The sequence below is a fragment of the Pontibacter sp. FD36 genome (assembly GCF_015686655.1).
In the GTDB taxonomy this organism is placed as follows: Bacteria; Bacteroidota; Bacteroidia; order Cytophagales; family Hymenobacteraceae; genus Pontibacter.
In genome coordinates this window covers 45,510-60,365 of record NZ_JADPMP010000008.1, presented here as the reverse complement: position 1 = coordinate 60,365, position 14,856 = coordinate 45,510, and the positions used below count along the sequence as shown (strand labels likewise).

The 14,856-nt window shown below is 48.4% G+C and carries 12 protein-coding genes; 8 read left to right on the top strand and 4 right to left on the bottom strand.

From position 1 onward, the window contains the following. The first annotated feature begins 20 nt into the window (after positions 1–20). A complete protein-coding gene (locus tag I0P70_RS12295) occupies positions 21–1,211 on the top strand; it encodes a proline dehydrogenase family protein (protein ID WP_196118755.1) in 1,191 nt (396 codons plus the stop codon). A gap of 168 nt (positions 1,212–1,379) precedes the next feature. Here I0P70_RS12295 and I0P70_RS12290 read toward each other — a convergent pair whose 3' ends face one another. Then, positions 1,380–1,619, bottom strand: coding sequence for a hypothetical protein (locus I0P70_RS12290; RefSeq protein WP_051017693.1), 240 nt, complete (start codon positions 1,617–1,619; stop codon positions 1,380–1,382). 99 nt (positions 1,620–1,718) lie between these two features. Between I0P70_RS12290 and I0P70_RS12285 the strand changes: the two genes are divergently transcribed. The 5 genes from I0P70_RS12285 (at position 1,719) to I0P70_RS12265 (ending at position 5,811) form a co-directional block, all read left to right on the top strand. Next, positions 1,719–2,291: an RNA polymerase sigma factor gene (locus I0P70_RS12285; RefSeq protein WP_040573537.1), complete on the top strand. Its 573-nt coding sequence runs from the start codon at positions 1,719–1,721 to the stop codon at positions 2,289–2,291. 52 nt (positions 2,292–2,343) lie between these two features. Then, the gene (locus tag I0P70_RS12280; protein ID WP_196118222.1) at positions 2,344–3,441 is read left to right on the top strand and encodes a serine protease; all 1,098 of its coding nucleotides are present in this window, start codon (positions 2,344–2,346) and stop codon (positions 3,439–3,441) included. Positions 3,442–3,615: 174 nt separating this feature from the next. Then, positions 3,616–4,287: a fasciclin domain-containing protein gene (locus I0P70_RS12275; RefSeq protein ID WP_230392160.1), complete on the top strand. Its 672-nt coding sequence runs from the start codon at positions 3,616–3,618 to the stop codon at positions 4,285–4,287. 206 nt (positions 4,288–4,493) lie between these two features. Further along, complete coding sequence (locus tag I0P70_RS12270; RefSeq protein ID WP_007653261.1) at positions 4,494–5,030, top strand: hypothetical protein; 537 nt, start codon at positions 4,494–4,496, stop codon at positions 5,028–5,030. A 196-nt stretch (positions 5,031–5,226) separates the two neighbouring features. Then, on the top strand, positions 5,227–5,811 hold the full coding sequence (locus I0P70_RS12265) for a DUF4142 domain-containing protein (RefSeq protein WP_196118221.1): 585 nt from the start codon (positions 5,227–5,229) through the stop codon (positions 5,809–5,811). A gap of 44 nt (positions 5,812–5,855) precedes the next feature. Here I0P70_RS12265 and I0P70_RS12260 read toward each other — a convergent pair whose 3' ends face one another. Next, positions 5,856–6,419: an arylesterase gene (locus I0P70_RS12260; protein ID WP_196118219.1), complete on the bottom strand. Its 564-nt coding sequence runs from the start codon at positions 6,417–6,419 to the stop codon at positions 5,856–5,858. A 329-nt stretch (positions 6,420–6,748) separates the two neighbouring features. Between I0P70_RS12260 and I0P70_RS12255 the strand changes: the two genes are divergently transcribed. Together I0P70_RS12255 and ggt are read left to right on the top strand one after the other, a co-directional pair. Continuing rightward, a complete protein-coding gene (locus I0P70_RS12255; RefSeq protein WP_196118217.1) occupies positions 6,749–8,860 on the top strand; it encodes a carboxy terminal-processing peptidase in 2,112 nt (703 codons plus the stop codon). Positions 8,861–8,951: 91 nt separating this feature from the next. Continuing rightward, on the top strand, positions 8,952–10,691 hold the full coding sequence (gene ggt / locus I0P70_RS12250) for a gamma-glutamyltransferase (RefSeq protein ID WP_370583211.1): 1,740 nt from the start codon (positions 8,952–8,954) through the stop codon (positions 10,689–10,691). Positions 10,692–10,822: 131 nt separating this feature from the next. Here the strand turns inward: ggt and I0P70_RS12245 are convergent, their stop codons facing one another. Beyond that, the gene (locus tag I0P70_RS12245) at positions 10,823–11,209 is read right to left on the bottom strand and encodes a hypothetical protein (protein ID WP_196118215.1); all 387 of its coding nucleotides are present in this window, start codon (positions 11,207–11,209) and stop codon (positions 10,823–10,825) included. Positions 11,210–11,364: 155 nt separating this feature from the next. Beyond that, positions 11,365–14,685 carry a T9SS-dependent choice-of-anchor J family protein gene (locus tag I0P70_RS12240; RefSeq protein ID WP_196118213.1) on the bottom strand — a complete coding sequence of 1,107 codons (3,321 nt, stop codon included), beginning with the start codon at positions 14,683–14,685 and terminating at the stop codon, positions 11,365–11,367. Positions 14,686–14,856: the final 171 nt, after the last annotated feature.

Here is a 14,856-nt window from a genome sequence, read left to right as displayed (position 1 = left end):
GCCGATTAACACGCTATTACATGAACCCGGTTACCAACGTTTCTTTCGACGATACAGCTGTCGCTTTTTCATCCAAGTCTGACGCTGAGCTTTATAAAATGTACCTGCTTTTCAAGTCCATGAACAGCAACAAATTTGTTAAACTGGGTGGCAATCTGCTGAACACGGCTATTAAGCTACACTTGCCGGTTAAGTTTATCATCAAACCGACCATTTTCAATCACTTCTGCGGCGGCGAAACAATTGAGGAATCGGAGCGCGCCATCCGCGAACTGGCCAAATATAATATCGGTACCATCCTGGACTATTCAGTAGAGGGTGAAGGCGTAGACAGAAGTTTCGATGAAACACGCGATGAGATCCTGCGCACGGTAGAGCGGGCAAGAGGCAATAAGCACATCCCATTCTCGGTTTTCAAAGTAACCGGCCTGATGCGTACTGACCTATTAGAGAAAGTGCAGGCAGGCGAAAAGATGACGGCTGATGAGCAAGCCGCTTTTGAGCGTGGCCGCCAGCGTGTGAATGATATCTGCAAGCGCTGCTACGAAGCTGATGTGCGTGTGTTTGTGGACGCTGAGGAAAGCTGGTTCCAGGAAACGATCGACAACCTGGCCTATGAAATGATGGAACTCTACAACAAGAAGAAGGCTATCGTATACAACACATACCAACTTTACCGTCACGATCGCCTCGACGCACTGGTGCGCGATTACGAAAACGCCGTAGCCAAAGATTATGTACTGGGTGCAAAGCCTGTGCGTGGTGCCTACATGGAAAAAGAGCGTAAGCGTGCCGAAGAGCAAGGATACCGGAGTCCAATCAACCCGACCAAAGAGGCTTCTGACAAATTATACAACGACGGACTTCGCTTCTGCATCGACCACATCGACCGCATTTCGCTTTGCGCCGGTACGCATAACGAAGACAGCTGCTACCTGCTCATGGAAATGATGGATGAGAAAGGTATAGCCCCGAGTGACGAGCGTGTGTTCTTTGCTCAGCTTTACGGCATGAGCGATAACCTGTCTTACAACCTGGCGAATGCGGGTTACAATGTAGCGAAGTATGTGCCTTACGGTCCGGTGGAGTCGGTGATGCCTTACCTGCTGCGTCGTGCCAACGAGAACACAGCCATTGCCGGCCAGAGCAGCCGTGAGTTCGGCCTGATCAGCAAAGAGATGGAGCGCCGCAAAACGGTGAAGCGTTTCTAAGCTAGACCCGGTGCTTTTGCTCGAAGTGGTCTGCTTATAAATGGTATGTTGCCATACCCCGAACTGCGTTGAGTCTGAACAACCATAAAAATAAGAAGGCCCTGCATTGCTGCAGGGCCTTCTTATGTGTTTAGAACTATAAGGTATACTCTGTAGTTCTGCTATTAATTACTGTACAGTTACAGTAGTGTCAGCTTCAACTTCAACAGTAGTGTCAGCTTCAACTTCTTCAGTAACAACTTCTTCAGTCTCAACAACCTCAGTTTCTACAGCTTCAGTTTCAGTTGCAGTTTCTTCAGTGTTGCATGCTGTGAAAGCTACCAGGGCGAACGCTACGAAAGCGAATTTGAACAAATTTTTCATTTTGTGTTTGTGATTAAGTGTTTTGGTTTCGAATTTGAACTTCATACCGGAAACCCGGATAGGTAACCCGGTATTTTTTATTTTTTTAAAATATTTTTTTGTTGGGTTACAAAAAGCGGCCTGGCGTATTAAAAATAGAACGGCATGAGGAAGAGTTTGTATGAGACGGATGAGGCGATCATGGAGGGGATTCGGAATGACGATGACCGCGCACTCGCACATCTTTATAAGCTGCACTTCCCGATGATATCTCATTTCATTATCAGTAATAGTGGAACTGATGATGAGGCAAAAGACATTTACCAGGAAGGCGTAATTGTCTTCTACGAGAAGATAAAGGGAAACAGCCTGGAGCTTAGCTGCCAGATCAAGACCTACCTCTACTCTGTGTGCCGCAGGCTGTGGCTGAAGCGCCTGGCCGAAAAGGGCCGCTACGCCAACCGAATTGAGGACTCTGAGAATTACCTGAGTCTGGAAGAGGATGTGCCGCAGCACGAAGAGAATGAGCGTCAGTTCAGCATGATGGCGGAAGCTTTGGAGCAGCTTGGTGAACCTTGCCGCACTCTACTGGAGGACTTTTACATTCGGTCACAGGGCATGCAGGATATTGTAGAGAAGTTTGGCTATACAAACACCGACACTGCCAAAAACCAGAAGTATAAGTGCCTGCAACGCCTTAAAAAACTGTTTTTCACCTCTTATAAACCAGAGGCATAGGATAGACCAGAACGAATTTTAGCACCTTATAAGAAGGTATTTTTATAAAACCATGTTTGACTACCGCATATACGAGCAAATAGAGCGCTACTTGGCCGGCACCATGCCTGCTGAGGAGAAAGCCGCCTTTGAGGCGCTGTTGCTCTCCGACCTGCGGCTTGCCGACCAGGTACAGGAGCACCGACAAGTATTGCAGGCAATGCAGCAGTATGGCCAGCGCCAGCAGCTGCGCCATAAGCTCAGCAGCATCCACACAGAAATGGAAGCTGATTCGCACGGCATTAACAGTGAACTCACTGCTTGGAAAGTTTTCTTTAAGAAGCATGCCCAGACCATGGCGGTTGCCGCCAGCGTTTCTCTGTTGTCAGTATTTGGTACGCTTTGGAGTGTACAGCAAATAAAAGAGCCTGTACAGCAGCAGACAGCCCGCTACATTGAACTTCGCCGTGAAGTAGAGAAGATCAAAAAAGAACAGCGTGCCATCATCAACGGCATTGCCAGCGCGGACGCGACAACCCCAGCCCCACGTACAGCCCGCTTTAGCGGCACTGGTTTCGCCATCAGCCCGGATGGGTATATCGTTACCAGCTCACACGTTATCCAAGGTGCTGACTCTATCCTGATCGAAAACAAAGCTGGTCTTAAGTTTAAGGTAACCGAAGTGCACCGCAATACAGATTATGACCTGTCGATTTTGAAAGTAGAGGATCCGGCCTTCGCTGGTTTCAGCAAGCTACCTTATACCTTCAAAACAGCTTCTTCTGATCTGGGTGAGCGCGTCTATACGCTTGGTTTCCCGCGTGAGGACATTGTATTTGGCGAGGGTTCGCTCAGTTCCGCTTCCGGTTTCGAAGGCGATACTACATCTTATCAGATCTCTATACCGCTCAACCCGGGCAACAGTGGCGGACCGCTGCTTGATGACAAAGGCAACATCATTGGTGTGATCAATGGCAAGCAGGCAGGTCAGGAAGGTGCCGCTTTCGCTGTCAAGTCATCCTACCTGCTTCAGATGGTGAACGAAATGAAAGAGCGTGAAGCCGGCCTGGCAGTTAGCCTTCCACAGCAAAACAACCTGAATGGTACTTCCCGCACGCAGCAACTTAAGAAACTTCAGGACTATATCTTCGTTGTAAAAGTTTATAATTAAGACACATTAATATTGTTTTATTACAATACCAAAAAGGACTATCTGCAACTCAGACGCAGATAGTCCTTTTTTTTTATAACTTTTTTAAAAAGATACAGTTAAATAAACAATGTACATCCCGACCAAAGGGGTACAATTTGTTAAATCGTGAACTATAAAAAAATAACTATGAAAATGCGAATGCTAAAACCTTTTGCTGCTGTTTTTGCGACAGGCTTTTTATTTAGCTGCGCCAGCAGTAATGATACAATGGACACAACCGCCATGGACGAAACAACAACCATGAGCGAAACTACCACCATGGCCGGTAATGATGCCACCATGGATACAGAAGTAACTACAGATGCCACTACCGGTACTACAAACATGGAGGCTTCCGCTACTATGGATGCCAATGCCGAAACCAGCTCGATGGCTATACTTGATGCAGCCAGAACCAGAAGCGACATTTCTACTTTTATGGAACTGGTACAGTCTGCTAATATTTCAAGAGCTTTTGAGCAGGAAGGTGAGTTTACCATCTTCGCTCCGAACAACGAGGCCTTTGAGCAACTTCCTGCTGGTCAGTTAGATTACCTGAAGAAACCTGAGAACAGAAATGAGTTGATCCAGATTCTGCAAGCCCACATTATTGCGGGTAAGGTAACGACCGCTCAACTGGAATCAAACCAGCGTATTCAGGTAGGTCAGGATGACTACATCGAGATTGGTACTGCCGGTGCCAACCCGAATGCCTTTACCATTGGCGGAGCCAACATCGTAGAGTCTAACATTGAGGCTAACAACGGTGTAATTCACGTAGTTGACCGTGTACTTGTAACTGCTGACCGTGTATCAGAAGAATAATTAACACCATACTATACAAATAAGAAAGCCTTCCAACACGGAAGGCTTTCTTATTTGTAAGCACTTAAAATTATCTCAATTATACTTATCTACGTGATGCATGGCCCTATTCCGTAACCATAGAGTTGAGCAGCCGTTACTATAAACTAGTCTGCAAAAAGAGCAGGCATTCATTATCATACTAATATAAACTAAATAAATAAGCTATGAACAGACAAGACAACGCGAACATGATGACAGCTATGTTCCGGGACCGTGACAGCGCAGAACGCGCTTATGAAGAACTACGTGCACGCGGTTATGACAAGGATGATATCAATGTGGTGATGTCGGACGAGGGTCGTAAGCGTCACTTCAGTGATGACGTGGACCGTGATGGAGACACCGAACTGGGAAATAAATCACTGGAGGGCGCCGGAGCCGGTTCAGCAATCGGTGGTACACTTGGTGCCATCGTGGGTGCTGTGGCAGCCATTGGTACTTCAGTGGCTATACCTGGCCTGGGTCTGGTTGTGGCTGGTCCGTTGGCGGCTGGTCTGGCCGGTGCCGGAGCGGGTGGTCTGACGGGTGGCCTGCTGGGTGCGCTGGTAGGTGCCGGTATACCTGAAGAACGCGCTAAGGTATATGAAGAAGGCGTGAAGGAAGGTAATATCGTATTGGGCTTTAACCCACGTTCGCCAGAAGACGCACGCTACTTCGAGGATCACTTCCAGAAGAACCGCGGAGAGCATATTTATTACTAAGGTTTCATACCTTACATAAAACAAAGGCTTGGCTTTTCCCTTGTGGCGAAGTCGAGCCTTTGTCTTTTCTATACCTTTTCCTGCTGTGCACTTTCGCCTGCAAATGCCTTGCTGCGGAATAATCCGAACATACACTCACTGTTTTTCCGTATGCCCTTAAAAACATGTAGAAATAACAAAAAGCAAAAATAAGACTATGAAAAACCTATGGATGGCAGCCACCCTCACATTGGGCGCGCTCGCCTTTGCATCCTGTAGCTCTGACACACAGGAAACAGACACCACCGCAAACGTAGACACGGAACTGAATACAACTGCCGCAGCCGACACCACCCTGAATGAAGACAAGCGGGAGTTTATGAGCAAGGCGCACAGCATCAGCACACAACAGGTGGAGCTGGGCAAACTGGCAGCCGAAAGGGGTGTATCTACGCAGGTGCGTGAGTATGGGCAGCAAATGGTAGACCTTTATTCCAAGAAACTGGAAGAGCTACAGGATATGTCCAGGCAGTACAGCACAACACTGCCTCAGCAAATGGAAGAAGACCATGCAGGACGTGTGCAGGAGCTGCGTGACAAAAACACCGATGAGTTTGATCAGTCCTACTGGGATACCGTGGTGGACGCGCATAAAGATGCCCTCAGTGAATTTGAAGACAATGTGAAAGACATTGAGGAAACAGACAATACAACCTTCAACCTGTGGGCCCGCAATACCACAAAAGAGATCCGGGCACAGATGGAAAATGCCATGCGTTTCAGGCAGGATTACAGAAACTAAGTCAACAGAGAGACAGGCGGTGCATCATGCATCGCCTGTTTTGTTTATATACTTTGCTTAATAATACCCTCCAGCACTATCCAGGTATGGCGGGCCAGGATCTTTTGGCCCTCTGCATTGGGATGCACGCCATCCGGCAGATTAAGATGTCGCATACCGGCCACGCCTTCGAGTAAGAAAGGGACAAAGGTCACATTATTCCTGATAGCCAATTCTCTGAAAAGCTTTCTGAACTCTGCTGCGTAGCGCCCTGGCACAATGTCAGGAAACTCCATACCTGACAAAATAATCTGCGCCTCCGGGTGTTTGTGCTTTACCTTGTCGATGATCTGCTGCAAATTTTGAGAGGTTTCCCGGGCAGGTATACCCCGCAGTCCGTCATTGGCGCCAAGAGCCAGCACAAAGATATCGATTGGAGCAGCCAGCCAGCGATCGAGCCTGTAAAGGCCGCTGGAAGTGGTGTCGCCGCTGATGCCTGCATTGATCACTGTATAGTCGTCATACCCTTCTTCTTTCAGCTTATCCTGTATCAGCGACGGGTAGGCCTGTGCCGTGGGCAACCCATATCCCGCTGTCAGGCTGTCTCCGAAAAAAAGAATTGTCTTCATAGTCATTTAATCTTGGCTATACCTGCATCAGCACATGCTTTCCTGGTTATCAGGCCGTATGATGCGACTGCAACCGTTATGTTCCGGATACAATTTTCCGGGCCTGGGCATGCTCCGGAAACGAAAAAAAAGAGATAACAGTTATATAAAGAAGAGAGGCTTTCCGTAAAACAAGAAGGCGGTCTCCTTGTTTTATCATTAGCGGGAGCGCTGCTTTGCGATAAAGCTATATTTATACTACATTAGGACTCGCCTTAAAGAATTGCCCGTGGCCTCATCTACGGCACTACTTTTGCGTAGGGAATATGTGGTCCAACAAACTAAATTAGATGCTATCCTTGACAACCAGATTAAAAATATTTCTTTCTGTACTGGCCGTGATCTTACTTACGGGTTCTTTTATCCTGTACAGCAAAAACAGTACACCTGCCGGTAAAAACGAAATTCTGATCAAAGCTCTGATGCAGGGCTTGAGCACTATGCACTATAAGCCGGAGAAGGTAGACGATAACTTTTCTAAAAAAGCCTTTAAGCTATACTTGGATCGACTCGACTTCAACAAGAAGTTTTTGCTTGAGTCAGATGTGGCTATGCTGCGCCAGTACGAAACCCAGTTGGATGACCAGTTGCGTGCCGGTTCTTTTGAGTTCTTCGACCTTTCGGCTGACCTGATCGAGAAGCGTACCAAAGAGTCTGAGGCCTTCTACAAAGAGATTCTGGCCAAGCCATTTGATTTTTCGAAGGATGAGAACATTGAGCTGGACGGTAAGAAACTGAAATATGCCAAAGACAAAAACGAGCTGAAAGAAGCCTGGAGAAAGCAGCTGAAGTACCAGACACTAGTGCGTCTGGCTGAAATGCAGAAGCAGCAGGAAAAAGCCACAGCTAGCGCTGACAGCAAAGAAACCCGCAAAACGCCGGAGCAATTGGAAGCCGAAGCCCGAGACAAAGTGATGACAGCTTACAACGAGCTTTACAAGCGTTTGGCGCAGGTTACGCGCGACGATCGCCGTTCCACTTACATCAATGCGGTGGCCAACGTGTACGACCCACACACAGGCTATTTCCCTCCAAAAGCTAAGAAAGACTTTGATATTGAATTTACCGGCCGACTGGAAGGTATAGGCGCCTCTTTACAAGAGAAAGACGGTCAGATAAAAGTACTTGAAATCGTACCGGGAAGCCCATCTTACCTGCAAGGTGACTTGAAGCCGGGTGATGCGATCCAGAAAGTAGCACAGGGCAGCGGTGATCCGGTACTGATAGAAGGCATGCGCATCGACGATGCCATTCAGCTGATCCGTGGTAAGAAAGGAACTGAAGTACGTCTGACTGTGCGTAAGCCGGATGGCAGCACCCGTATTATCCCAATTGTGCGTGACGTGATCGTGTTTGAAGAGACTTATGCCCAGAGTGCTATGATCGATGACAAGCAGAAGATCGGTTATATCAAGCTCCCTGGCTTCTATGCAGACTTTGAGCGTAATGGTGGACGTAACAGTGGTGCCGACGTAAAGGCTGAGATCGAGAAATTGAAAGCAGCAGGTATGCAAGGTCTCGTACTGGACCTGCGCAACAACGGTGGTGGCTCTCTGGCCGATGCCGTTGAGATGGCTGGCTTGTTCATTGAGCAGGGTCCGATCGTACAGGTTCGTACCTCTTCTGGTAAGACTGTTGTGCTGGATGACCGTGACCCGGAAGTACAGTATACTGGTCCACTGGTGATCATGGTGAACTCTAACAGTGCTTCGGCTTCTGAAATTCTGGCTGCAGCTATGCAGGACTACAAGCGTGCTGTTATTGTAGGTACACCTACTTTTGGTAAAGGTACTGTGCAGCAGTTCGTGGAAATTGACGAAGCCTTGCCATCCCAGTTTGACCCGTACAAGCCTTTTGGTGCGCTGAAGCTGACGATCCAGAAGTTCTACCGTATCAACGGTGGTACTACGCAGTTGCGTGGTGTAACGCCTGACGTTATTCTGCCAGACGCTTACAGCTACCTCGAGTTTGGTGAGAAAGAGCAGGATTATGCCCTGCCGTTTGACGAAATTTCACCGGCTCGCTACAAGCCTTGGACCCGCACTAAGCTAAACATCCCGACCATACAGTCGAACAGCAAGAGCCGTATTGCAGGAAACGAGAGCTTCAAAGTAATTCAGCAGAGTGGCGAAAGACTCAAAAAACAGTCTGATATCACAACCCGCTCATTGAGCATGAAGAAGTACATGGAAGAAGAGAGAAAGAGCGAAGCTGCTAACAAACAGTTAGAAGAAGCTCAGAAGAATGTTCCGGTGCTGAACGTGTCACGTTTGAAAACAGATCTGCAGGCTATTTCAGGTGATACTGCCAAGATGGCCCGTAACAAAGACTTCCTGAAGTCGCTGCAGAAAGACGTGTATGTAGAAGAATCCGTGGCGATCATTAAAAATGATTTGAAGTAATTGCCTTCAATTGGTAATAAGGAGAAAGCCGGCTATGCAGATAGCCGGCTTTTTTTTATTTTGCATCTTCGCCTCAACTAGAACAATATTCATGAAACACCTCAACCTGCTTCAGGGCTTCCGATCGAAGCGTTATACCCTCACATGTTTTACAGCATTACTCCTCTCCTTCTCAGCTTGCGCACCCCGTCCTCAAACACAGCCAAAGGCCGCTAAGCGAGGCGTAGTTGCTGACAAAGCCATGGTGGTTTCCGCTCACCCGGATGCCTCTAACATCGGCTTGGAAATATTGCGCAAAGGCGGCAATGCCTACGACGCAGCCATCGCCACACAGTTTGCTCTGGCCGTTTGCTATCCGGTAGCCGGCAACATCGGTGGAGGTGGCTTTCTGGTATACCGCCATCATACTGGCGAAACCGGCGCACTTGACTTCAGAGAGAAAGCTCCCTCCGCTGCTCACCGCGATATGTACCTAGACTCACTGGGCAATGTGATACCTGACCTGAGCTTGATGGGCCACCTGGCAGCAGGCGTACCTGGTTCTGTCGATGGTATGATCAAGTTGCATGAAAAGCTTGGTTCGATGTCTTTTGCCGAACTGGTGCAGCCTGCTATTGACCTGGCTCGTCGCGGTGTGGTGCTCACTGAGCGTGAGGCACGCATGCTGAACAATGCCCGGGAGCGGATGATCAGGTATAACAAGCACACTCCCTACCTCACCCGTGCACAGGCCTGGCAAGCTGGTGACACCCTTTATCACCTCGACCTGGCCCGTACACTGGAGCGCATCCGCGACCGTGGCCGTGAGGGCTTCTACGCCGGTGAAACAGCTGACCTGATCGTAAAAGAAATGCAGCGCGGCGGCGGACTGGTTTCACACCAGGACCTGCGCGATTATAATGCCGTTTGGCGCACTCCCATCACAGGACAGTACAAGAACCTGAAAGTTACCTCCATGTCGCCTCCTTCGAGCGGAGGTATAGCCCTGATGCAGCTGCTGACCATGGTAGAGCCTTACGACCTGAAAGGTTACGGCTGGCAACAGCCCCAGACCATACAAGTAATGACCGAAGCAAAGCGCCGGGTATATGCAGACCGTGCCACTTACCTCGGCGATCCGGATTTTTATAAAGTACCCAGCAGCGGCCTGTTGGATCGCAGCTACCTGCAGGAGCGCATGCAGAACGTAAGTATGGAGCGTGCCACGCCTTCGTCAGAGGTAAAAGCTGGAGAGTTGCCAGTGTATGAATCTGATCAGACAACCCATTTCAGCATTGTCGATCAGTTTGGCAATGCCGCTTCCATTACCACGACGATTAACGGTGGCTATGGCTCCATGGTGGTGGTAGAAGGTGCTGGCTTTCTACTCAACAACGAAATGGACGACTTCAGTGCGAAACCTGGCGTACCGAACATGTTTGGCCTGATTGGTGGTGAAGCGAACTCTGTACAGCCTGGCAAACGCATGCTTAGCGCCATGACACCTACTATACTGGAAAAAGACGGCAAACTCTTCATGGTGGTAGGCACTCCGGGCGGCTCTACCATTATTACTTCTGTTTTCCAAACGATCCTGAACGTGGTAGAGCATGGCATGACCATGCAGGAAGCCGTAGCTGCTCCCCGTTTCCACCACCAGTGGCTGCCTGACGAGATACAGCACGAGCCGGATGCCATCTCTCCTGAGGTAAGAGTTGCGCTGGAGAGCAAGGGCTATAAGCTGAAGCAAAGAGGCAAGTACGGTGCCGTGGAAGGTATACTGGTACTACCAAATGGCAAACTGGAAGGTGGCGCCGACCCACGCGGTGATGACACAGCCGTTGGTTTTTAAACAGGTATAGCCAGGTGTTTTCTTGGAAAGGAAATCATTTGTATAACTCTTAACTTACACAAGTCACAAAAAAAGAAGAAGCCCGCAGGTATAGCACCTGCGGGCTTCTTCTTTTTCATACAAGGTAAACACTAGCCATTCCTGCGTTTCTCGATGAAGCCCCCAATATAGGTGGCCATCGCGGCTATACCTGTGGTACTCATCAGGCCAAAGATCAGTTTGCGGCGATTTAAGGTGGCAGGGTCAAATTTCGTTTCTGTCTCCACATCCGGCACGGCAGCTTGCAGGAACGAGCGCAGCGTTTGAACCAGCAAGAGACCGGTGATCCCCACTGCTACGTGCGCCATTTTTTGGTCGCCTTTCTCCAGGTTTTTACTCAGCAGCAGTAGTCCGCTTCCGGCTATGGCAGGTATAAGAGCTGTCTTCGGACGTTTCTCGTTCATAAAATAGCTACTCAGGCCAGAGCCAATGAGGGTAGCAGCATGCACATTGTTTATAATTTGCGGTTTGTCTGTCATAGTCATTTATTTTGGTTCGTCTACTTCATACCGATTGCTTCACAGCTTGGTTATACCTGTATGAACGACTTCGCCTGAAAAGCTGCTATACCTGTACACAAAAAAAGCGGCCTCTCACAATGCAGGAGGCCGCTCTCAAATGCTATACCTGAGGTTTAGTTCTTCACCAGGCGCGACTGGTATACCTTGTCGCGTACCTGAATCTGCACAAAGTACATGCCGTTGCGCAGGCCAGGCAGACGCTGGTTAAGTGCTGCTATTACACCATCCAGGCTTCCATCAAGCTTAACCACCTGAATACCTTCCGGTGAAATCACAGTCATTGTTGCTTTCTCTACAGAAGAGACATCTTCCGGCAGCACAATGGTAACAGCACCTTTTGTTGGATTCGGGTACATCCGGAACTCCTGGTTCTTGCGACGAGCCAGGCCAGTTGGCATATCGTTGTCGCGGATAGATAGTGTGAAAGAAGTATTCTCGCCTTCCATCATTTTAGCACTGAAAGCAGATAAGGCAAAAGTCACCGTTTCTACTTCTTCCACTGCTGCATCATCGTTTACAGTAACCGTAAAAGTAGCGCTGGTCGCACCTTCTGGGAACACCACGATGATCTTGCCATCAGATGTCACCGCAGGAACAGTCGTGTAGTCTCCGGCAGCGCCGTACGTTACATTAGCACCGTTGGTCACAGTAAGTGTTACTTCCTCACCCTGTACAGTCGCCTGGTCCAGGTTAAGGGTAATGGTCTTTGTGCCGGCATCCTCGTTTACTTCCAGCGTTGTTTCAGCGAAACTCACCGCCGACTTGTCATTGTCTTCAATTGTCAGCTCGAAGCTGCGCTCCGACGTCAGACCCAAACCTGTGCTGGCAGCCTGAATTGTGAAAAACACGCTTTCGGAAAGCTCTACCAGGTTATCATCCACAATTTCCACTTCAAAGGAAGCAGTAGTTGCGTTGGCAGGGATCGTTACAGTGATCTTACTATTATCAACGCCTGTTACAGTATAGTCAGCTGCAGAGGCAGTTGTTTCGTCAGCGATCATCACCGTTACGGTATGCTCTGTTGTCTGTGCTTCTGACAAAGTAAGACTCACATTAAACTTACCCGCATCTTCTGTTTTAGTAACTGAAGGCTCAGTAAAAGTAAGAACTGGTGTAGCGCTAAACGTGAACCGAGCCGAAACTGGCACGTGATCCGAAGTTGTTGTTCTAAAGCTTGAAATACTGTTCAGAAATTGATTCTCAATGGCAATTGACTCGTCGATGTATTCGTCCGTCAAAGACTTCGACACGATGATGTGATCGAGGAAACTCTGATACGAGCCACCTGCATAGGTGAAGGCGCCCGTAGTGCTCAGGTCGTAAGTCAGAGCCTTGAAATCTTCGTCGTTTACAAAAGTTTCCAGTGAAGATGGCAGGTTGTTTACAACTGATACGTCCACGTCATCGTTCATGTCGCCTAACAGTACCAGGTTCATGTTTGGATACTGCGCGTCAAGGCTGTCTTTCAGCACCTGCACGTCATACTTGCGCATGTTGTAACGGCTCACATCCGTACCAGAGTTGGCACGTGTGTGCAGGTTTACCAGATTGATACGCTGAGAAACACCATTCACCGTAGCCTCTACTTCTACCATGTAAGGGAGGCGGCCACTGGCCCAGAAACTGTCGCTAGTGCCCGGATAGTTCTCTAGTTGTCTTCCGTCAAGGATTTCCTTATACAGTGTATTTAAGAGCACTTTCTGGCTTTTGATCTGCACTGTTTCATTCTTATACACCAGGTATAGTTTCTGCGGATCCAAGGTAGAGCCGGAGCTTTCCTTTTGAGAGTAAGAATACACATCAGACTTCACGAAGCTGTAGCCTTCCAGTTCATTGATGAGCTGCTCCATCTTCTCGTCGTTAGAGATTTCCTGAAGCGCAATGATGTCAGCGTCTAAGGTTTCAAGTACTTTCTTTGTGTTGCTGTACTGCAGGTCCAGGTTGCTTGGGCCACCACTCGTGGAACCGAACCAGGCCACGTTCCAGGACACAATATCCAGTGTGCTGGTCTTCGGCAAAGAGCTACCAGTCAGCATACCTTTCTTGACAGAGAAGTCACCACTTGTGAAAGTAATGGCGCTTGTTGTGCGCAGCTTGGTGCTGGCAGGCTTAAAGCGAACATATACCTTGTTTGAAGCGGCAGCTTCTTCAGCAGAGTAAGTGATGGAAGAAGCAAAAGTTTCGTTGTCTTTTGAAAGCTCAAAGTCTTCTTCCACACTCAGTGTCATACCTTCGTAACCTGGTGCAGAGAAACTGAAGTTTTGCGCTTCAGAAGCATTTGGCGTTGCCACCATGCCGAAATCGTAGTTGAAGTCGCTGGCCAACAGGGCGCGATTCATGTTCTCTACCGCCACATCATCCACCGTCCAGCGAGCTGCACCGTCGGCTTTAGCTTCTGCTGTGTAAACAAAAGCCACGTACACGTTTTCGCCTTTGTAAGCGCTCAAATCAACAAAAGACTGTTTCCAGTAGTCAGAAGCAAGCTCAGGGAAGTTACCGTTCAATTCAGTCCAGGTAGCAGTGCTTGGGGCGCTAGTTCCATCGTAGTCAGTGGATACCATCAGTTTCAGGCCTGGCCCTTTGAAGGCAGTTCTGGTCCAGAAAGTAAGGGCAACGATATTGAAGTCGCTCAGATCCAGCGAAGGCGAGATCAACCAGTCTTCGTTTTCGCGGGCACTGCCACTAAAGCCGTTGATCTGCACACCGTTGTTACGTGGGTTTTCTGTCGTCTCTCTACCAAAAGTAGTACAGCCCCATACCTGATCACCAGTTACATTAACTGCAGTCCAGCCACCCGGCAACGTTGTAGCGCAGTTGTTGAAGTTCTGAACGTATGGGCTGAACACTTCAGCAGAAAGTGCCACAGTACCGTAGTCAACACCGTTGCTGCTGTGTGTGATCGTACTCGTGAAGTTACCAACAGCGCTGGTAGCTACTTTTATATATACTGTACGCGGCTCTTCTAGCTGACTAGGCGAGTAAACCAAACGCTGGCTATACTCACCATCTTCCGTCTTGGAAACACTGAAAACACCATCTACAGCTACTACAACCTCGTTGGTGAGTTCGTGGCCAGTCAAGGTATAAGTAAGAATGTCAGCAACCTGATTGATACCCACCGTACCGAAAGCCAGCGAAGAAGTGCTTACTTGTACTGGCTGCGGAGCCGCTTGACCAAAAGCTATTGATATATTATCTACTCCTAAACCTTGAGAAAAAGAGGTGGTTGTACCGCTGGTTACAGAGTAGTTCCATGCAAAATATATATCACCTCCAGCAGGAATAGCAATATCAAGTCTCTGTCCTGTTACACTAACTGTTTCACCAGGAGCAACATCGTATCCATCTGTTTCTAAATCAGCAGGGAAATTTACCTTAAAGTTTGTCCCTGCACTTGTCCATTCTGCTCCGTCAAGAGAATAATATAGTTCCATTGAAAAACCTTCAGCTCTGGTTCCCTTTCTATACTTTTCTATATCATAGGAAAGCTGCAATGACTCTATAGCCTCTGAACCAGAATTTTGAAAGTGGGCGAATAGGTTCCCGCTTTTAGTAGCTGATCCTGAAGCTAAAAATCCAATAGCTTGATCAGTAGTTTGTTCATT